Here is a 19,654-nt window from a genome sequence, read left to right as displayed (position 1 = left end):
GCCATGCAACGCACGCCCATCGTGTTCGCTTTCGCCGTCCATGCGCTTGTGCTGGCCGGCTGTGACCGGCCGCAGCAGGTGCCGGTGAATGCGCTCACCAGCGAACCGGCCCGGCTGCACGCGCTGCGCGCGCAGTGCCGCGCGGGCGAGCACGACGGCGCGCTTTGCGCGCAGGTGGCCCAGGCCGACCTGCGGCGCTTTCTCTCCGGCCAGGCCGGGCCGAATGAGTACCAGACGCTGGCCGACCTGCCGCCGATCCCGCCCAGCTTCGATGAACCCGCCGATGGCAGCGCGGCAATCGCTCTGCCTGGGCAGGAGGACTCGCCATGAACGACGTGACGGTCATCGACCGCTTCCTCGACACCTTCTCGCGCTACATCGACTCGGGCTTTGGCCTGTTGCACGGCGAAGTGGCGTTTCTGACCGCCACGCTGATCGTCATCGACATGACGCTCGCCGGGCTGTTCTGGGCGATGAGCCATGCCACCGGCCAGGGCGAGGACGTGATCGCCAAGCTGATCCGCAAGGTGCTGTACGTCGGCGCCTTCGCCTACATCATCGGCAACTTCAACTGGTTGGCTGGCATCGTGTTCCGCTCCTTCGCCGGGCTGGGCCTGACGGCCAGCGGCTCGACCCTGAGCATGGAGAACTTCCTGCAACCGGGCCGGCTGGCGAAGGTCGGCATCGACGCCGGTGCGCCGATCCTGAAACAGATCGGCGACATGGCGGGCTTCCCCGAAGTCTTCGTGAACATCACGCCCATCGTCGTGATGTTCCTCGCTTGGCTGATCGTCCTGCTGTGCTTCTTCGTGCTGGCGATCCAGCTTTTCATCACGCTGATCGAGTTCAAGCTGACCACGCTTGCCGGCTTCGTGCTGGTGCCGTTCGCGCTCTGGAACAAGACCGCATTTCTCGCCGAGAAGGTGCTGGGCAACGTGGTGTCGTCCGGCATCAAGGTGCTGGTGCTGGCGGTGATCGTGGGCATCGGCTCGGGCCTGTTCGCCGAGTTTCAGGTACAGCCCGCCGAACCATCCATCGACCACTCCGTGGTCGTGATGCTGGCCTCGCTGACGCTGCTGGCCTTGGGCATCTTCGGGCCGGGCATTGCAACCGGGCTGGTGTCCGGCGGCCCGCAGCTCGGCGCAGGTGCGATGGCCGGTGCGGCGCTGGGCGCGGCCGGCGCTGCTGTTGCCGTGGGCGCTGCGGCTACGGGCGTCGGCGGCGCAGTCGCCGCCGGGGCGCGCATGGCGCCCGCAGCCGCCAAGCTGGCCGGTAGCGGAGCGCGTGCCGCCACTGGGGCCGCCAGCAGCGCGCGGTCGGCGTTTCAGGCGGGTTCTGCATCCGCCGGCGGCGGCCTCAAGGGCGCTGCCGCTGGTGTCGGCAATGTCGCCAAGACCGGCGCGCAGGCGACCGGGCAGAAGGTGGCTGAGGGCGCGCGCTCGATGAAGGAGCGTGTCGCCGCCGCCTTCCGGCCCGATGACGCCGGATCGGCGTCAGGGGGCGGTGCCGCACAGGCTGCAAACGAGCCAACCCCATCCACCGCGCAACCCGCCTGGGCCAAGCGCCTGCATCGCAGGCAGCAGCTCACCCATGCCGCGACGACCGCCGCCCACACGCTGCGCGGCGGCGATTGCGGCAGCTCCAGCCAAGGCCCGAGCCTGCGCGATTCCGATTCCTGATCTTCAAGGAGAACTCCCATGCGATTCAAACGACCGCAGGTGCGCTACGCCGATACGCCACAGCCTGCTACTCCGTATCAATCCGCCGCCCAGGTTTGGGACGAGCGCATCGGCTCGGCCCGCGTGCAGGCCAGAAACTGGCGTTTCATGGCCTTTGGCTGCCTCACGCTGGCCGTGCTGATGGCGGGCGGCCTAGTCTGGCGCTCGGCGCAGTCCATCGTCACGCCCTACGTCATTGAGGTGGACAACGCGGGCCAGGTGCGCGCTGTCGGCGAGGCCGCCACGCCCTACAAGCCCAGCGATGCGCAGATCGCCTACCACCTGGGCCGCTTCATCGGCCTGGTGCGCTCGCTGTCCATCGACCCCATCGTGGTGCGGCAGAACTGGCTCGATGCCTACGACTACACGACCGACAAAGGCGCGGTCGTGCTCAACGAGTACGCCCGCACGAATGACCCGTTCGCGCGCATCGGCAAGGAGTCGGTGACGGTGCAGATCACCAGCGTGACCCGCGCCAGCGACACGTCTTTCAACGTGCGCTGGACGGAAACGCGCTTCGTCAATGGCGCGCTGGATCGCACCGAACGCTGGAACGCGGTGATTTCCACGGTGCTGCAAACCCCGCGCACCGAGCAGCGTCTGCGCAAGAACCCCCTGGGCATCTACGTCAACGGGCTGTCGTGGAGCCGCGAACTGGAAGCTAACGAAGGAGCAAAACCATGAATGATCTTTTCCGTAAATCCGCCTTGCCGGTGATGCTTCTGGCTTCGACCGTGCTGTTCTCTGGCTGCGCTACTCAGGGCAAGCCGCCACCGACCATTTCGCTCGATGAGCCGGTGCAGGCCCAGCCGCTGCCGGAGCCACCAAAACCGGTGGAGGTGGTCACGGTGCCGCAGCCGCTCGCGCTGCCGTCGCAGTTGAAACCACTGCCAGAGACCGAGGAGGCCAAGCCCGCGCCGGAACCCGCGGATGAGAAAGTGCGCGTCTCGCGCGCCAATGCCGAGGCCCGTGTCGCGCCCACGCGCGAAGGCTACGTCAACGCGATCCAGGTCTGGCCCTTTACCGATGGCGCGCTTTACCAGCTCTACGCGGCCGTGGGCCGCGTGACGGTGGTTTCGCTGCAGCCCGGCGAGGAACTGGTGACGGTCGCGGCCGGCGACACGGTGCGCTGGATCGTCGGGGACACGTCGAGCGGCAGCGGTGAGGCTCTGCGCGTCAACGTGATGGTCAAGCCGATCCGCTCGGGCTTGAAGACCAATCTGGTCATCACCACCAGCCGCCGGACGTATCTGCTGGAGCTGACTTCGACCGAAAAGACGTGGATGGCGTCGGTGTCCTGGGAGTACCCGAAGGACAAGATGCTGGCCTTGCAGCGCCAGGCGCAGGCGGCCAGCGCCGCCGCCCCGGTCGATAGCGGCCTGTCGCTGGAGAAGATCCGTTTCCGCTATGCCATCAGCGGCAGCAATCCGCCGTGGAAGCCGCTGCGTGCTTTCGATGACGGCGAGAAGGTCTACATCCAGTTCCCGCCCGGCATCGCCCAGGGCGAGCTGCCGCCGCTGTTCGTGATCGGCGCGCAAGGCGACGGGCAACTGGTGAACTACCGATTCCGTGCGCCGTACTACATCGTTGATCGCCTGTTCGGCGCGGCCGAACTGCGCCTGGGCGGGGACAAAGGCGACGTGGTGCGGATTGAGCGCACGGACGGCACACGGAGGAACTGACCATGAGCCAGGACGATTCCCCTGATCTTGCGGCGCAGGCGGGCAAGGTCGCGCCCGAGGCGGTGGCGCTGCGCGCCCAGCCGCGCCCGGTCACGCGCCTGAACCGGCGCACGCTGGCCATCCTCGTCGGCGTCCTGTCGGTCGCCGTGCTCGGGGCCACGATCTGGTCATTGCAGCCGCACCGGCGCGGCACGGGCGAGCAGACCGAGCTTTACAACGTCGATCGCGTCTCGAAGTCCGAGGGGCTGGATGGTCTGCCGGCCGACTACTCGAAGCTGCCGCCGAAGGTGCCCGAGCTGGGGCCGCCGCTGCCGGGTGATCTCGGCCCAGCCATCGTGAAGTCGCAGCAGCCGGTGACGCCGGCCTACGCACAGCCGGGACATGATCCGGCGGATGCATGGCGCAAGGAGGCCGATGCGGCGGCGAACTCGTCGGTGTTTTTCCGCTCGGGCAACCAAGGCAAGGCCACCGCGCCGGTCACGGCGCAAGCCGCTGCGGCTGCGCCCGGCAGCGCCTTGGCGGGCTTCGACCCGCTGGCCGCTGGCCCGGCCTCGACGGCGGCCCAGCCATCCGACCCGACAGCCGTGCAGAACCGGCAAGACCAGAAAGAGGCTTTCCTGAAAGGCGGTTCTACGGAAACCCGCAATTCCGGCAATCTCCAGATGCCGGCCTCGCCGTATCAGGTCATGGCGGGAACGGTGATCGCGGGCGCGCTGGTGACGGGCATCAAGTCCGATCTGCCGGGCGACGTGATAGCCACGGTGACGGAGCCGGTCTATGACACGGCCACTGGCAAGTTCCTGCTGATCCCACAGGGATCGCGCATCCTGGGCAAGTACAACAGCCAGGTGAGCTACGGGCAGAGCCGCGTACAGGTGGTGTGGAACCGCGTCATCCTGCCGGACACGTCCTCGCTGAAGCTAGACAACCTGGCGGGCACTGACCCTGCCGGCTATTCCGGCCTGGAGGATGGCGTCGATTGGCATTGGGATCGCGTCTTCGCGGGTGCGGCGCTGACGACCCTGCTGGGCGTGGGTGCCGAGTTGGCCGCACCGGAAAACCGGCAGGATGGCAACCGCATCGTGATCGCTGGGCGCGATAGCGCGCAGGACAGCATCAACCAGGTCGGCCAAGAGATGACCCGGCGCAACATGAACATCCAGCCGACGCTGACCGAGCGGCCGGGCCTGCCGGTGCGGATCATCGTCAACCGCGATTTTGTGCTGCGGCCGTACCAGCCTATGTTCTTCAACCGTGGAATTGCGAAATGAACACCACCAGGAAGTTGCGGCTTGGGCCGCTGCCCAAGGTCGAGAGCGTCAAGCTGGCCTTTGCGTGCCCGGTCAGCCTGAAAGCCGACCTCGACCGTTACGCCGCGCTGCACGCGCAGGTGTACGGCGAAGCGGTCGATGCCACGACGCTGATCCCGCACATGCTAGAGGCCTTCATGCAAGGAGACCGTGGGTTTCAGAGAAACAGCGCTAGTAAACACGCATTGCAAAACGCTGGTGGAGTAACCATCTCCGGTTGCCGTACGCCGTGAGCTTTTTGGCTATGCGTGACCTAGGTTGCGGGAGTTGGCATCGCGGCTTCGAATTTCGAGGGCTGCAAGCGGTGGGGTGTGCTACAGGTGCGCCATTCACCCACCCGCCAAGTGCTTCAGTGCTTGTGGCCGCCCTGGGCATCGTGGCCAGCCGGCTGGGCGCTGGCGTTGAGCGCACGCACGGGAGCCTTCACTTCGACCGATTCGCGCTTGCCGTCCGGGCCCTCGATGACGAGGGTCAGAGGCACCGTGTCGCCTTCCTTCACCTGCTGCTTCAGGTCCATCAGCATCACGTGGTAGCCGCCGGGCTTGAGTTCCACGGTCTTGCCTGCGGGCAGCTCGACGGCCGGCACCTGGCGCATCTTCATCACGTTGTCCTGCATGGCCATCTCGTGGACCTCGACGGCGGGCGTAAGCGGCGAGCTGGCCGAGACCAGCTTGCTATTCTTGGTTGCCTTCAACTGCATGAAGGCGCCGGTGGCTTTCTGTTGCGGTACGGTGGCGCGCACCCAGGCATCTTTGACGGTGACTTGCGCCTGGGCGGTGGCCGCGAGCAGCGAGGCGGCGACGATGGCTGTGCGGATGACGAGTTTCATGGTGTTCTCCTTGAGGGGATAGAGGGTCAGGCAGGGTTCAAGAGCTTGCGGATGTCGTCCGCATAGTCTTGGGCGGGTTGCTCATGGCGCAGGGCCAAGCGCAGCTTTCCTAGCGGGTCGTAGACGTAGCTGAGCGATGTGTGGTCCATGGTGTAGGACGATCCCGTCGGCATTTTCTTGTAGTAGACCTTGAAGTCCTTGGCGATCTGTGCGGTGCGTTCCAGGTCGCCGTACAGACCGATAAAGCTGGGGTCGAATGCAGCCGTGTAGGCTTTGAGCACCTCGGGCGTGTCGCGCTCGGGATCGACCGTGACGAACAGTGTCTGGAAGCGCTCGCCGTCGGGGCCGAGAAGCCGCTTGACCTCGGCCGCCCGCGCCAGGGCCGTCGGGCAGACATCTGGGCACTGAGTGAAGCCGAAGAAGACCAGGATGGCCTTGCCTCGGAAGTCCGCCAGCGTGCGCTCATTGCCATCCGGGTCGGAGAGCCGGATGTCCGTGGCATAGGTTGCACCGGTCAGATCGACACCTTTGTACGTGGGGACGTCTCAGAAAACGGAAAATAAAGCACGTTAAGCCCATTGCAGACGCTAGATATTGACGAGTACGTCGGGTTTTCTCTTGTTTGAGTTGCCTCTTGTGGTAAGATAGTAATCAATTACTATCTTACAAGGAGTGCTCGTGGACACCCATCCAAAGCATCTGCCGGCCGATGAACGTCGTGCCGTAACTGTCGAGTCCGTCGTGGCGCTTGCCGGTTCACAAAACCCAAGCGAGATAACCACTGCAGCTATCGCTAAACACATGAACTTGACCCAGGGTGCGCTGTTTCGGCACTTCCCGAACAAGGAAGCCATTTGGCAGGCGGTCATGGAGTGGGTAGCAGAGCGCCTATTAGCCAGAATCGATCGATCCGCACAAGGAATCGAGTCGCCCTTGGCAGCCATGGAGGCGATGTTCATGAGTCATATCGAATTCGTAGCTGAGCACCCAGGCGTGCCAAGAATGATGTTTGGTGAGCTTCAGCGTGCCGAATCGACACCGGCCAAGCGCATGGTGCAAACCTTGATTCAGCGCTACGGCGAACGTTTGCATCGTCTCATCGAGAAAGGCAAGGCCAGCGGCGAGTTGTCTCCCTCGCTTGACAACGAGGCGGCGGCAACGCTGTTCATTGGCACGATCCAGGGCTTGGTCATGCAATCGCTGTTGGCGGGTGATGTGGGACGTATGCACGGCGATGCGCCGCGCGTCTTTGCAATTTATCGGCGTGGCATAAGGAGTGCGCAATGAAAAAGTTACCCTTGCAAGGCCGCACCCTGGCGCTGCTTGCCGTCATCATTCCTTTGCTGGTGCTTTTTATTTATGTCGGTCTGCGATCAGGGCCGCTCGCCCCGGTCGCGGTGACGGTGGCAAGCGTGGAATCACGGGCTATCACACCGGCGCTGTTCGGCATCGGCACGGTGGAGGCGCGCTACACCTACAAGATCGGGCCGACGTTTGCCGGGCGCGTCAAACGCCTGGAGGTGCATGTAGGCGACCAGGTCAAGGCCGGACAGGTGCTCGGCGAGATGGAGCCGGTCGACCTCGATGATCGGGTGCGCTCACAGGAGTCGGCATTCAAGCGTGCGGAAGCGGCTTTGCGCGAGGCAGAAGCCCGGCAAGCCTACGCGCAAACCCAGGCGCGCCGCTACGAGCAATTGTTTGCGGTGCGCTCGACCAGCGAGGAAATCGTCACCACCAAGCGGCAGGAACTGCAGATCGCCGATGCCGCCTTATCTGCCGCTCGGGAAGATATTGTCCGGGCACGCTCCGACCGCGAAGGACTCGTCGCGCAGCGGAGCAATCTGCGCCTGATCGCGCCGGTCGACGGTGTAGTCGCCGTGCGCGATGCCGATCCCGGCACGACCATCGTCGCGGGCCAGGCCGTGGTGGAAGTGATCGACCCCAAGAGTTTGTGGATCAATGCGCGCTTCGACCAGATCAGCGCATCGGGGCTGGCTGGGGGGTTGCCGACTCTTATCGTCCTGCGTTCGCGTGGTGGCCAGACCTTGAAAGGTCGCGTGCTGCGGGTGGAACCCAAGGCCGACGCGGTAACCGAGGAAACGCTTGCCAAGGTGACATTCGATAACAAACCAGAACCTTTGCCACCGGTGGGTGAACTGGCCGAAGTCACGGTTGACTTGCCGGCGCTCCCGGCCGCTCCACTGATCCCCAACGCTGCCGTCCAGCGTGAGGGCGACAAAGTTGGTGTCTGGCAAATCGTGGATGGTGATCTGCATTTCTCCCCGGTCAAGCTCGGCACTTCCGACCTCAATGGTTACGTGCAGGTGCGCGAAGGGCTCAAGAATGGGGACCAGGTTGTGACCTATAGCGAAAAGGCACTGACGGCGCGCAGCCGCATCCATGTGGTCGACCATATCCCAGGAGTGTCACGATGATCAGCCTGGCCGGCCGCGACATTCTCCATGCCTGGGGAAAATTCGTCTTCACCGGCATCGGTCTGGGTCTGCTGATCGGCGTCACCCTGGTCATGGCTGGGGTGTACCGAGGCATGGTGGACGACGGCAAGGCGTTGCTCGACAACAGTGGCGCTGACCTTTGGGTGGTGCAAAAGGATACTCTGGGTCCTTATGCGGAGTCGTCCAGCCTCAACGATGACGTGTATCGCGCCATTCTCGCCATGCCGGGAGTCTCACAGGCAGCGAACGTGACCTACCTGACCATGCAGGTACGCAAGGGCGAGAGTGATGTACGCACCATGGTGGTCGGCATCGCGCCCGGTGCGTTGGGGGCTACACCCGGATGGCCTCCTTATCTCGTCGCTGGACGCCAGATCACGCGCGGTCACTACGAGGCGGTGGCCGACATCGCCACCGGCTTCAAACTGGGAGATCGTCTTGCCATTCGCCGAAATCATTACACCGTCGTGGGGCTGACACGGCGCATGGTGTCGTCCAGCGGCGACCCGATGGTATTCATTCCGCTCAAGGATGCCCAAGAGGCTCAGTTCCTCAAGGACAACGACGCCATTTGGCAAAGCCGGCGTCGCACCGAAGCCAACCCGGCCTTCAATCGACCCGGTGTTACTGGTTTGCTGGATGCCGTGATTGCTTCACAGAGCACCAACGCGTTCGTCAATGCAGTGCTGGTCACTCTGAAACCTGGTCATGCGCCGGACGAGGTTGCCGAATCCATCCGGCGCTGGAAACGTTTGACGGTCTACACACGGGCACAGATGGAAGACATCCTCGTCGGCAAGTTGATCGCCACGTCGGCCAAGCAGATCGGCATGTTCTTGGTGATTCTGGCCATCGTTAGCGCGGCCATCGTTGCCTTCATCATCTATTCGCTGACGATGGACAAAATCCGCGAGATCGCGGTGTTGAAGCTCATCGGCACACGCAACCGAACCATCGCCGCGATGATCATGCAGCAGGCGCTCGCCCTGGGCGTGATTGGTTTCGTGGTCGGCAAGATCACAGCCACTTTCTCAGCGCCCCTGTTTCCCAAGTACGTACTGCTGATGCCGTTCGACTCCATCGCCGGTTTTTTCGCCGTGCTCGTGATCTGCGTTCTAGCCAGCATCGTCGCCATTCGCATGGCACTCAAGGTCGACCCGGCCGAAGCCATTGGAGGTTGAGATGAGTGGCAAAGGCATTCGCATCGAAGGTTTGAGAAAACGTTATGGCGAGGGCGATACCGCGGTCAATGCCTTGAAAGGCGTGGACATGCAGGTGGCACCCGGCGAGGTGGTGGGCCTGATTGGCCCTTCCGGGTCCGGCAAGAGCACGCTGCTCAAATGTCTGGGCGCGGTGATTGATCCGACCGCCGGTCGCATGACGCTGGGCGATGAAGTGATCTACGACGATGGCTGGAAAGTCCGCGACTTGCGCGCCTTGCGGCGCGACAAGATCGGTTTCGTTTTCCAGGCACCATACCTGATTCCGTTTCTCGATGTCACCGACAACGTGGCGCTACTGCCGATGCTCGCAGGCGTCGCGAATGGGGAGTCGCGCGCGAAGGCACTGGAACTGCTCACCGCGCTCGATGTGCAACACCGGGCTCGCGCCATGCCCTCGCAACTCTCCGGTGGCGAGCAGCAACGGGTCGCCATTGCGCGAGGTTTGGTCAATCGCCCTCCGGTGATCCTGGCTGATGAGCCCACAGCTCCACTAGACAGTGAGCGCGCCATGGCTGTAATCCGCATCCTCAATGACATGGCTCGGAAGTTCGAGACCGCCATCATCGTCGTCACCCATGACGAAAAGATCATCCCCACTTTCAAGCGCATCTACCACATCCGCGACGGTGTGACCCATGAGGAAGCTGGCGAAGGGCGGGAGTTCGAATGAGAGAACGATTGAATTACAGGAGAATTTCATGACCCACCGCAAACACAGCCACGCATTTGGAACTATCACCCTGACCGTTACGGCCTGCCTGCTTTTATGGGGTTTTCAGTTGCCAGCTTGGGCTGGTGACGCTACCCAGGTTGAGCCACTGGCGCTACGCAAGATCATGCAGGAACTCGGGCGCAACATGCAGGCTATTACCGGTGCGATTTCGCAGGAGGAATGGGTTCAGGTCGTTCAGCTCGCCCCAAAAGTTGCTGCACACCCCGAGCCACCGCTTACTGAAAAAATGCGCATCCTTGCTTACCTCGGCGCTGATGCGACCAAGTTCAGAAACTTTGACGCGCAGACTCACAAGGCGGCGCTGGCCATGAAGCTGGCTGCTGCGAGCAGCGACGGCAAGGCGGTGATCCAATCATTCGCCCACGTGCAGGAAAGCTGCTTGGGCTGCCACCAAGCTTTCCGTAAACCTTTCGTGGAGCATTTTTATGGAGCACGCTAAAACATGCCAGCGCCCCATCAGCCTCGAAAGACGGCTTGCGGCAACTTACCTGGTAGCTGGTCTGGTCACCGCCGGTCTGGCCGGTTGCGCCGCCGGCCCTGATTTTCAGCGTCCCACGGCTCGCTACACTGCAACACCGGTGGCTGATAGAACCGCGTCCGCTCCCACGCAGTTCGGCGAAACACAACGTCTAGTCGAAGGGCTTCCGATCGAAACGCAATGGTGGCAAAGCTTGGGTTCATCCACACTCGACGGACTGATCAACGAAGCTTTCCATGTCAGCCCGACGCTGGCGAGCATCAGCGCCAATTTGCGACAGGCGCAGGAGCTTCTTGCCGCACAGGCGGGCTCGACGCAATATCCACAGGTAGATGTCGCACTGGGATCTCAGCGCCAGCAAATGAGTCCCAGTAGCCAAGGGTTGAGCGGAGACGCACGTCAATTCAGCCTCTACAACGCCAGCGTTGGCGCGCATTACAACCTCGATCTGGCTGGCGGCAACCGGCGCGCACTCGAAGCCTTGGCTGCTCGCGCCGACTACCGTCGCTTCGAACTGAATGCTGCGCGCCTGGCCCTTGCCGGCAACATGGCAACCGCTGCCATTACCCGAGCACGCCTCGCCGCGCAACTAGAAGCCACTACTGCCATTTTGCGCGTGCAGGATGAGCAACTGCGCCTAGCCCATGAACGCGTGCGTATCGGTCAGGCCTCACCTGATGAAGCGTTGAGCCTACAAGCTCAGGCGGAGCAAACGCGGGCAGAACTGCCTGCGCTGCGTAAACAACTGCAACAAACCGAACATCTACTGGCGGTGCTAGCCGGTCGTGCCCCAGGCACGGGTGGCATCCCGGCCTTCACTCTGGCCGATTTCACTCTGCCCGTCGAGATGCCGCTCGTCGTGCCCTCAGAACTGGTGCGCCGCCGACCGGATATCCAGGCGTCAGAGGCGCTGTTGCATGCGGCCAATGCAGACTATGGTGTGGCTGTCGCCAAGCTCTACCCACAGATCAACCTGAGCGCCAACCTTGGCTCTCAAGCGCTGACCACCGGTACCCTGTTCGGTGGTGGCTCGGCAGTGTGGGGCCTGGTTGCGCAGCTCACCCAGCCTCTTTTTAATCCAGGGCTACCCGCTGAAAAAAGAGCGGCGCTCGCCGCTTTTGATGCCGCCGCAGCCAATTACCAGAGCGTCGTATTGGAGTCTTTGCGTAACGTCGCCGACACCCTGCGCGCGGTGGAAAGCGATGCACAAACTTTGACTGCCCTCGCTGCCGCTGATATGGCTGCACAGGCCTCCTTGCAGTCGGTCGAGCGGCAATACCGGCTGGGCGCGGCCAGCTACCTGCAACTGCTCATCGCGCAGCAACAGGCACAGTCAATCCGGATCAATATGGTTGCGGCCCAGGCACAACGCCTAGTCGATAGTGTTGCTTTATATCAGGCCCTGGGAGGTGGTGTCAGTTAAGGCTATGCCCTAACCTGATGTCAGATGTTGAGCACAAACAACGTCAGAGTAGAGTGTGAATTTATATTTATTGACACATTCAGTCAAGGGTAATAGATTTCATCCTGACATTTTTACCTTTGGAGGCATCTTGCAAGGTCAACGTATCGGCTACGTCCGCGTCAGCAGCTTCGACCAGAATCCTGATCGACAACTGGAACAAATAGAAGTCGGCAAGGTATTCACCGATAAGGCTTCAGGCAAGGACACACAACGTCCCGAACTTGAAAGGCTGCTGGCCTTCGTCCGCGAGGGCGACACCGTGGTGGTGCATAGCATGGACAGGTTGGCACGCAACCTTGATGACCTGCGCCGCATCGTCCAAGGGCTGACACAACGGGGCGTGCGCATGGAGTTCGTCAAAGAAGGGCTGACGTTCACCGGCGAGGACTCACCGATGGCCAATCTGATGCTGTCGGTCATGGGAGCCTTTGCTGAGTTCGAGCGCGCCCTGATCCGCGAACGTCAGCGCGAGGGAATCGTGCTGGCCAAGCAGCGCGGTGCCTACCGGGGACGAAAGAAATCGCTGAACAGCGAACAAATTGCCGAGTTGAAACGGCGAGTTGCGGCAGGCGACCAAAAAACCTTGGTGGCCCGTGACTTCGGCATCAGCCGCGAAACCTTGTACCAGTACCTGCGGGAAGACTGACCATGCCACGCCGCTCAATCCTGTCCGCCACCGAGCGCGAAAGTCTGCTGGCACTGCCAGATGCCAAAGACGAACTGATACGGCACTACACGTTCAACGAAACCGACCTGTCGGTGATCCGTCAGCGTCGCGGCGCCGCGAATCGATTGGGCTTCGCCGTGCAGCTTTGCTACTTGCGATTCCCTGGCATCTTCTTGGGCGTCGATGAACCTCCATTTCCGCCCCTGCTGCGCATGGTGGCCGCACAACTCAAGGTGCCGGTGGAAAGCTGGAACGATTACGGCCAGCGCGAGCAGACACGGCGGGAGCACTTGGTCGAGCTGCAAACGGTGTTTGGATTCAAGCCCTTCACCATGAGTCACTACCGGCAAGCCGTGCATACACTGACCGAACTGGCCTTGCAAACAGACAAAGGCATTGTGCTGGCCAGCACCCTTGTTGAAAACCTGCGGCGGCAGAGCATCATCCTACCCGCCATGAATGCCATCGAGCGCGCAAGCGCCGAGGCCATTACCCGTGCCAACCGGAGCATCCATGCGGCATTGGCCGATTCCTTGATACCTGTCCATCGCCAGCGCCTGGACGAACTGCTCAAGCGCAAGGATGGTAGCAAAATGACGTGGCTAGCGTGGCTGCGCCAATCGCCCGCCAAGCCGAACTCGCGCCACATGCTTGAACACATCGAACGCCTCAAAGCCTGGCAGGCGCTTGACCTACCTGCTGGCATCGAACGGCAGGTACACCAAAACCGCTTGCTCAAGATCGCCCGCGAGGGCGGCCAGATGACGCCCGCCGACCTGGCCAAGTTCGAGTCGCAGCGGCGTTACGCCACCTTGGTAGCACTGGCCATCGAGGGCATGGCCACCGTCACTGATGAAATCATCGACCTTCACGACCGCATCATCGGCAAGCTGTTCAATGCGGCCAAGAACAAGCATCAACAGCAGTTCCAGGCTTCCGGCAAGGCGATCAACGACAAGGTGCGGATGTATGGGCGCATCGGTCAGGCGCTGATTGAAGCCAAACAAAGCGGCGGCGATCCGTTCGCCGCCATCGAAGCGGTCATGCCGTGGGACACCTTCGCCGCCAACGTCACCGAGGCGCAAACGCTGGCGCGGCCTGCCGATTTTGATTTCCTGCACCATATCGGCGAGAGTTACGCCACGCTGCGCCGCTATGCGCCGCAGTTCCTGGACGTGCTCAAACTGCGCGCCGCGCCCACCGCCAAGGGTGTGCTCGATGCCATCGACGTGCTGCGCGGCATGAACAGCGACAGCGCGCGCAAGGTGCCCGCCGATGCGCCAACCGCATTCATCAAGCCGCGCTGGGCAAAGCTGGTTCTGACCGACGAGGGTATTGACCGGCGTTACTACGAGTTATGCGCCCTGTCGGAGCTGAAGAACGCACTGCGCTCTGGTGATGTTTGGGTGCAGGGTTCGCGCCAGTTCAAGGACTTCGACGAATACCTGGTGCCGATCGAGAAGTTCGCCACCCTGAAGCTGGCCAGCGAATTGCCACTGGCCGTGGCCACCGACTGCGACCAATATCTGCATGACCGACTGGAATTATTGGAGGCGCAACTCGCCACAGTCAACCGCATGGCGGCGACCAACGACTTACCGGATGCCATCATCACCACTGCATCGGGCCTGAAGATCACGCCGCTGGACGCAGCGGTGCCAGACGCCGCGCAAGCCTTGATTGACCAGTCGGCGATGTTGCTGCCGCACCTCAAGATCACCGAGTTGCTGATGGAGGTCGATGAATGGACGGGCTTCACGCGCCACTTCACACACCTGAAGACCGGCGACACGGCCAAGGACAAAACCTTGCTGATGACGACGATTCTGGCTGATGGTATCAATCTTGGGCTCACCAAGATGGCCGAGTCCTGCCCTGGCACCACCTACGCCAAGCTGTCTTGGCTGCAAGCCTGGCACGTTCGCGACGAAACCTATTCGACGGCGCTGGCCGAGCTGGTGAACGCACAGTTTCGACAACCCTTCGCCGGAAACTGGGGCGACGGCACCACGTCATCGTCGGACGGCCAGAACTTCCGAACCGGCAGCAAGGCAGAGAGCACCGGGCATATCAATCCGAAGTATGGAAGTAGCCCTGGGCGGACGTTCTATACCCATATCTCCGACCAATACGCGCCCTTCAGCGCCAAGGTGGTCAACGTCGGCTTGCGCGACTCGACCTATGTGCTCGATGGCCTGCTGTACCACGAGTCTGACTTGCGTATCGAGGAACACTACACCGACACGGCGGGCTTCACCGATCATGTGTTCGGCCTGATGCACTTTCTGGGATTCCGGTTCGCGCCGCGCATCCGCGACCTGGGCGACACCAAGCTGTTCATTCCCAAGGGCGATACTGCCTACGATGCACTCAAGCCGATGATTAGCAGCGACAGGCTGAACATCAAGGCTATTCGCGCTCATTGGGATGAAATCCTACGGCTGGCCACTTCGATCAAGCAGGGCACGGTGACGGCCTCGCTGATGCTGCGCAAGCTCGGCAGCTATCCGCGCCAAAACGGCTTGGCCGTCGCCCTGCGCGAGCTGGGGCGCATCGAGCGCACGCTGTTCACTCTGGATTGGCTGCAAAGCGTGGAGCTGCGCCGCCGCGTCCATGCGGGGCTGAATAAGGGCGAGGCGCGCAACGCGCTGGCCAGGGCGGTCTTCTTCTACCGATTGGGTGAAATCCGCGACCGCAGTTTTGAGCAGCAGCGCTACCGGGCCAGCGGCCTCAATCTGGTGACGGCGGCCATCGTGTTGTGGAACACGGTCTATCTGGAGCGTGCCACCAGTGCTTTGCGTGCCCACGGCAAGGCGCTGGACGACACGTTGCTGCAATATCTGTCACCGCTGGGGTGGGAGCATATCAACCTGACCGGCGATTACCTATGGCGCAGCAGTGCCAAGGTCGGTGCGGGGAAGTTCAGGCCATTGCGACCGCTGCCACCGGCTTAGCGTGCTTTATTTTCCGTTTTCTGAGACGACCCCTCCATCAACGGTGGGACTTGGGCGTCGGAGAACCCGACCACTGAGACAGTGGCGAGGGCCCACCCTCGTGGGTTTGCGAGTTGCTGAATGGCACCGTCATAGGCCCCAAGCTTGGTGAAGGCAAGAGCCTTGGTGGAATCACGGCTGGACGTCCAGGCAGTACGCAAGCACTTGCTTGCAATCCACGCGGTATAGCCAGACGCGAACAGCTTTAGGCCAAATTGCCCGCCAGCAGGAATCTCATAGGCAACCGCGACTAGCACGGAGCTGGTAGTGACGACGATGGAGAAGCCAAGACTGGTGCCGAGCGTGTAGCCAAGCGCTCCCCTAACTCCGTACGTCGCTCCAAGATACAAGCTGTACAGGGAGCTTGTCGATGGTCCAACGGTATTGGCTACGACGAAGAGTAAGAGTGGATCCAACGGAGTCACTTCCCACAGGCGCAGCCATCTAGGCCTGTTTGACTGACAGCATGGCTGCTAACGATAGGCTTGGCATGAATGATCCACTCGGGCCCTGTCGCCAAGTTCGTGAATCTTTAGGCCAGGCCTCTTCTCACCTCTTTTGCCAAGTCGAAAATCGTTGCTATCAGCGGAGCGTTCTGTCGTTCGCGACGACAGATGAAGTCGACGTGGGTGGCCATTGCTGTATCCAGAATCTTCAGCTTCACAAGACGCGGATCTGGAACATAGGCTGTCTCGGCAACGACGCCTAGTCCTATTCCTTGTGCGACTGCCTCGCGGACAGCCTCCCGGCTTCCCATCTCCAGCGCAACCTGGATGTTGATATTGCGGGCAATTAGCTCGCTCTCGAAGACTCTTCTTGTCGTTGAACCTTCCTCACGTATGACGAAGCGCTGGCTCTGAAGGTCCTTGAGCACTATCTCACCGCACCGGGCTAGGGCGTGCTCTCGGTTCGCAAAGACCACCAGGCGCTGTGACCTGTATGGCATGCAATGGAGTTCGGGGTGCTCGGCGTGATTGAGGACCACGCCGACATCACCCTGGTAGTCGAGGAGCTTTTCCGTGATTGAGCGGGAGTCGCCTACACGGACAGAGACCTCGACCTGGGGATGGCGGCTCCCGAAGGCCTTCAGAACAGGGACTACGTTGTACGGGCCGATCGCGTGAATCACAAGACGCCCGACGAATCGGTTTTTGGCTGCTGCCAAAAGGGCGTGCGCATCTTCCTCGCCGCTGAATGCCCGCCGCGTGTAGTCCAGCAGAGTCCTGCCAAAGGTAGTCAGCTCAAGCCGGCGGCCTTGACGAAGAAAAAGCTCCACGCCGTACTCATTCTCCAGGCGCTGAATATGCGCTGAGATGGTGGGCTGCTGTAGATCAAGCAGCTTCGCAGCAGCAGTCATGCTTCCGGCCCTTGCCGTCGCATCAAAGGCTTTCAAAGCCGCAAGTAGCGTGAGTCCAGACATAGGTGTTATCTATAGATACCCCTATTTTTCGGGGTGCAAGTTTCATATTGATGACACGTTCCACGAACAAACTGCACGCATGCCTAGCCGTATCGAACTTCTTTCTGCGGCAAATGTGCGTCATAAGCGCTCTCGCGCTGCTCGCAGGCAGAAACTTGCAAAGGTAACAACATGAAGTTGGAGAAGGACCGAGACGTTCTGAGTCTCAAGGGAGTTTCCGTCCGCTACGTTGACTCGACCGTGGCCTTGCACCCGACGAGTCTGGATGTGAAGCAGGGAGAGTTTTTGGTGCTTCTGGGCGCCTCGGGCGCAGGGAAGTCCACCTTGTTACGAAGCATCAATGGACTGGTGCTGCCCACAAAAGGCGAGGTATCGATACCTGGCCTGGCAGGTGGGGTAGTCAACGCAAAGACGCTGAGAGAGCACCGCAAGCGCTGTGGGATGGTTTTCCAGCAGCATCATCTGATTGGACGTCAGTCGGTCCTCAGGAATGTTCTGATGGGAAAGCTCGGTGACAGGGGTGCATTCGCTTCGCTATGGCCGTGGAGCAAGAAGGACAAGCTGGAGGCGCTCACAGTGATTGAGCGTGTCGGGCTGCTCGAAAAGGCGCTCTCCCGGGCTGATGCCTTGTCTGGGGGGCAGCAGCAGCGCGTAGGCATAGCTAGGGCGCTAATACAGAAGCCACGAATCCTGCTGGCCGATGAGCCTGTTGCCAGCCTGGACCCGGCAACCGCACATAGCGTGCTCACCTTGTTGCATGAGATCTGCAAAAAGGACCACCTCACCGCAATCGTGAGTCTTCACCAGGTGGAGCTCGCGCGCTCGTTTGCAGACCGAATCATTGGGCTCCGCCAGGGAGCTGTTGTATTCGAGGGTAGGGCAGAGCAGCTGAGTCCTGATGTTGCGCGGAACCTCTATGCAAAGCAGTCCAACGCTTCCAACACGAGTGCGTCCACTGATAGCCCCCGAACTCTTCAATCCAGTCAAACCAAGGAGCTCTTGCCATGCTGAATCGCCGTAACTTCTCTCTTGTTGTCAGCGCAGCTTCTTTTGCTGCACTCCTTCCTCTGTGGGCTCATGCGCAGGGAAAGGATCCATCAAAGCTTCGTGTCGCCCTTCTTCCAGATGAGAACGCTGCCAGCATCATCCAGAACGCGCAGCCTCTTAAGCGCTATCTTGAACAGCAGCTCAAGAAGGATGTTGAGATTGTGGTGACTACCGATTACTCCTCGATGATCGAGGCAATGCGGTTCGGTCGGATTGAGGTAGCGTACTTTGGACCGTTTTCGTACGTTTTGGCCAAATCTAAGGCGTCCGGGATTGAGCCCTTTGCGGTGGGCGTTGAACGTGGTTCGCCCACATACCAGTCGGTCCTCATCGCAACGGCCGGAGGGCCGGTGAAAACGCTTGAAGACGTGCGCGGCAAGCCCTTCGGATTTGGCGACCAGGCGTCCACATCAAGCCACCTTGCACCACGTGCACACCTGCTCAAGAAGTACAAGCTTGATGGTGAGAAGGACTATCGGCCAGTTCACCTTGGGGCACATGACGCGGTCGCACGTGCGGTGCAGTCGGGTCAGATTCCAGCCGGGGCTCTGTCCAAGCCGATTCTGGACAACCTCATCGCTCGAGGAAGCATTGATGCCACGAAGATTGTTCAGCTTGACCTTTCTGCTCCCATTCCAAACTATCCGGTCGTCATGCAGGGGGACCTCAAGCCTGAGCTCAAAGCTGCCATCCGCTCTGCCTTTCTGGACATGAAGGATGCTGAGGTGCTCAAGGCGTTTCGTGTCCAGGCGTTTGCCGCCACTGATGACGCTGCATATGACGTCCTTAGGGATACCGCAACCATCCTGAAGCTTGATTTGGGCCGTATGCAATGACCTCGGCTGCATTCGAGAACATCATCAGTCGCGACAAGCGGGAGCAGTTCATTGGACTGCGCAATACAGCGTTCGTCCTTCTGGTTTGCCTTGTAGCCCTGTACGTCACGGGGTTCTTCGATGCACAGCGGTTCATCGAAGGCGCCCCGGCTGTCAAGCAGCTCTCATCTGAGATGGTCCCTCCCAACTTCGACCGCTGGGAGCACTGGGTCATCCCGCTGAGGGACACCTTGGCGATGTCGATTGCCGGCACAGCACTGACTATCGTGCTTTCACTTCCGCTGGCGCTCCTGGCGGCTCCAAACACCACCCCCAATCCTTTGGTGGGAAGAGTGGCCAGAGTCATCCTGGCGGCATTCCGGTCCGTGCCAGAAATCATTCTTGGCATTCTGTTCGTGGCAGCCGTAGGGTTTGGTGCTCTACCTGGGGTGCTCGCACTAGCGTTGCATTCCACGGGAATGGTCGCAAAGTTTTACGCGGAAGCCATTGAGCACGTGGATCCGAAGCCACTTGAAGCAGCTGCTGCGGTAGGCGCAAGCCGCTTTCAGGTCATCTCGCATGCCGTTATCCCCCAAGTCCTTCCACAGTTGGCAGACATAACCATCTATCGCTGGGAGTACCACTTCAGGGCCTCCGCAGTACTTGGCATTGTCGGTGCAGGTGGCATCGGCTTCGAGTTGATGGCAGCACTTCGCCTTGTCAAGTATGACGAGGTCTCAGCCATCCTTCTGTCGATTCTTGCCTGTGTCCTCGTGGTTGACAGCATTGGATCGATGCTGCGAAAGCGTCTCAAGTAA

General features: G+C 61.1%; 20 protein-coding genes. 17 read left to right on the top strand and 3 right to left on the bottom strand.

Going from position 1 to position 19,654, the window contains the following annotated elements; genetic code table 11:
* Window positions 1–3: 3 nt before the first annotated feature.
* Genes DACI_RS13520 through DACI_RS13495 form a run of 6 tightly spaced genes read left to right on the top strand, consistent with a single transcriptional unit; the run spans window position 4 to window position 4,943 of the window.
* Window positions 4–330 carry a hypothetical protein gene (locus tag DACI_RS13520; protein ID WP_012204560.1) on the top strand — a complete coding sequence of 109 codons (327 nt, stop codon included), beginning with the start codon at window positions 4–6 and terminating at the stop codon, window positions 328–330.
* A complete protein-coding gene (gene trbL / locus DACI_RS13515) occupies window positions 327–1,679 on the top strand; it encodes a P-type conjugative transfer protein TrbL (protein ID WP_012204559.1) in 1,353 nt (450 codons plus the stop codon). Before DACI_RS13520 ends, trbL begins: the two co-directional genes overlap by 4 nt.
* An 18-nt stretch (window positions 1,680–1,697) precedes the next feature.
* Window positions 1,698–2,402 carry a conjugal transfer protein TrbF gene (gene trbF / locus DACI_RS13510; protein WP_003056121.1) on the top strand — a complete coding sequence of 235 codons (705 nt, stop codon included), beginning with the start codon at window positions 1,698–1,700 and terminating at the stop codon, window positions 2,400–2,402.
* On the top strand, window positions 2,399–3,400 hold the full coding sequence (gene trbG / locus DACI_RS13505; RefSeq protein ID WP_003056120.1) for a P-type conjugative transfer protein TrbG: 1,002 nt from the start codon (window positions 2,399–2,401) through the stop codon (window positions 3,398–3,400). Before trbF ends, trbG begins: the two co-directional genes overlap by 4 nt.
* Window positions 3,401–3,402: 2 nt before the next feature.
* The gene (locus tag DACI_RS13500; protein WP_012204558.1) at window positions 3,403–4,671 is read left to right on the top strand and encodes a TrbI/VirB10 family protein; all 1,269 of its coding nucleotides are present in this window, start codon (window positions 3,403–3,405) and stop codon (window positions 4,669–4,671) included.
* Window positions 4,668–4,943, top strand: coding sequence for a DUF2274 domain-containing protein (locus DACI_RS13495; RefSeq protein WP_003056116.1), 276 nt, complete (start codon window positions 4,668–4,670; stop codon window positions 4,941–4,943). The genes DACI_RS13500 and DACI_RS13495 overlap by 4 nt, the downstream gene beginning before the upstream one ends.
* A 116-nt stretch (window positions 4,944–5,059) precedes the next feature.
* Here DACI_RS13495 and DACI_RS13490 read toward each other — a convergent pair whose 3' ends face one another.
* Together DACI_RS13490 and DACI_RS31210 are read right to left on the bottom strand one after the other, a co-directional pair.
* Window positions 5,060–5,539 carry a copper chaperone PCu(A)C gene (locus DACI_RS13490; RefSeq protein ID WP_003056114.1) on the bottom strand — a complete coding sequence of 160 codons (480 nt, stop codon included), beginning with the start codon at window positions 5,537–5,539 and terminating at the stop codon, window positions 5,060–5,062.
* Between the two features lie 26 nt (window positions 5,540–5,565).
* Window positions 5,566–6,057, bottom strand: coding sequence for an SCO family protein (locus DACI_RS31210; RefSeq protein ID WP_076841736.1), 492 nt, complete (start codon window positions 6,055–6,057; stop codon window positions 5,566–5,568).
* Between the two features lie 160 nt (window positions 6,058–6,217).
* On the opposite strand from DACI_RS31210, the gene DACI_RS13480 reads away from it, so the two are divergent.
* The 8 genes from DACI_RS13480 (at window position 6,218) to DACI_RS13445 (ending at window position 15,515) form a co-directional block, all read left to right on the top strand.
* Window positions 6,218–6,826: a TetR/AcrR family transcriptional regulator gene (locus tag DACI_RS13480; RefSeq protein ID WP_012204557.1), complete on the top strand. Its 609-nt coding sequence runs from the start codon at window positions 6,218–6,220 to the stop codon at window positions 6,824–6,826.
* Complete coding sequence (locus tag DACI_RS13475) at window positions 6,823–7,974, top strand: efflux RND transporter periplasmic adaptor subunit (RefSeq protein WP_003056109.1); 1,152 nt, start codon at window positions 6,823–6,825, stop codon at window positions 7,972–7,974. Before DACI_RS13480 ends, DACI_RS13475 begins: the two co-directional genes overlap by 4 nt.
* On the top strand, window positions 7,971–9,176 hold the full coding sequence (locus DACI_RS13470) for an ABC transporter permease (RefSeq protein WP_003056108.1): 1,206 nt from the start codon (window positions 7,971–7,973) through the stop codon (window positions 9,174–9,176). Before DACI_RS13475 ends, DACI_RS13470 begins: the two co-directional genes overlap by 4 nt.
* A gap of 1 nt (window position 9,177) precedes the next feature.
* The gene (locus DACI_RS13465; RefSeq protein WP_003056107.1) at window positions 9,178–9,888 is read left to right on the top strand and encodes an ABC transporter ATP-binding protein; all 711 of its coding nucleotides are present in this window, start codon (window positions 9,178–9,180) and stop codon (window positions 9,886–9,888) included.
* A gap of 28 nt (window positions 9,889–9,916) precedes the next feature.
* A complete protein-coding gene (locus DACI_RS13460; protein ID WP_012204556.1) occupies window positions 9,917–10,390 on the top strand; it encodes a cytochrome c in 474 nt (157 codons plus the stop codon).
* Entirely contained in the window at window positions 10,377–11,852 is a 1,476-nt protein-coding gene (locus DACI_RS13455; RefSeq protein ID WP_012204555.1) for an efflux transporter outer membrane subunit, read from the top strand. Before DACI_RS13460 ends, DACI_RS13455 begins: the two co-directional genes overlap by 14 nt.
* Before the next feature lie 130 nt (window positions 11,853–11,982).
* Window positions 11,983–12,540 carry a recombinase family protein gene (locus DACI_RS13450; RefSeq protein WP_001162010.1) on the top strand — a complete coding sequence of 186 codons (558 nt, stop codon included), beginning with the start codon at window positions 11,983–11,985 and terminating at the stop codon, window positions 12,538–12,540.
* Between the two features lie 2 nt (window positions 12,541–12,542).
* Window positions 12,543–15,515: a Tn3 family transposase gene (locus DACI_RS13445; RefSeq protein ID WP_012204554.1), complete on the top strand. Its 2,973-nt coding sequence runs from the start codon at window positions 12,543–12,545 to the stop codon at window positions 15,513–15,515.
* Between the two features lie 571 nt (window positions 15,516–16,086).
* Here the strand turns inward: DACI_RS13445 and DACI_RS13435 are convergent.
* Complete coding sequence (locus DACI_RS13435) at window positions 16,087–16,974, bottom strand: LysR substrate-binding domain-containing protein (RefSeq protein WP_027011074.1); 888 nt, start codon at window positions 16,972–16,974, stop codon at window positions 16,087–16,089.
* A 171-nt stretch (window positions 16,975–17,145) separates the two neighbouring features.
* On the opposite strand from DACI_RS13435, the gene phnC reads away from it, so the two are divergent.
* From phnC to phnE, 3 genes are read left to right on the top strand one after another with little or no spacing between them, the layout of a single operon-like run.
* Entirely contained in the window at window positions 17,146–17,985 is an 840-nt protein-coding gene (phnC, locus tag DACI_RS13430) for a phosphonate ABC transporter ATP-binding protein (RefSeq protein ID WP_003056095.1), read from the top strand.
* Entirely contained in the window at window positions 17,979–18,857 is an 879-nt protein-coding gene (gene phnD, locus DACI_RS13425; RefSeq protein WP_003056094.1) for a phosphate/phosphite/phosphonate ABC transporter substrate-binding protein, read from the top strand. Before phnC ends, phnD begins: the two co-directional genes overlap by 7 nt.
* Window positions 18,854–19,654, top strand: a complete 801-nt coding sequence (phnE, locus tag DACI_RS13420) for a phosphonate ABC transporter, permease protein PhnE (protein ID WP_003056093.1) — start codon at window positions 18,854–18,856, stop codon at window positions 19,652–19,654. The genes phnD and phnE overlap by 4 nt, the downstream gene beginning before the upstream one ends.

The sequence above is a fragment of the Delftia acidovorans SPH-1 genome, from assembly GCF_000018665.1.
In the GTDB taxonomy this organism is placed as follows: domain Bacteria; phylum Pseudomonadota; class Gammaproteobacteria; order Burkholderiales; family Burkholderiaceae_C; genus Comamonas; species Comamonas acidovorans.
The sequence above is the reverse complement of the archived record's forward strand: the minus strand, read 5'-3'. Positions and strand labels throughout refer to the sequence as shown.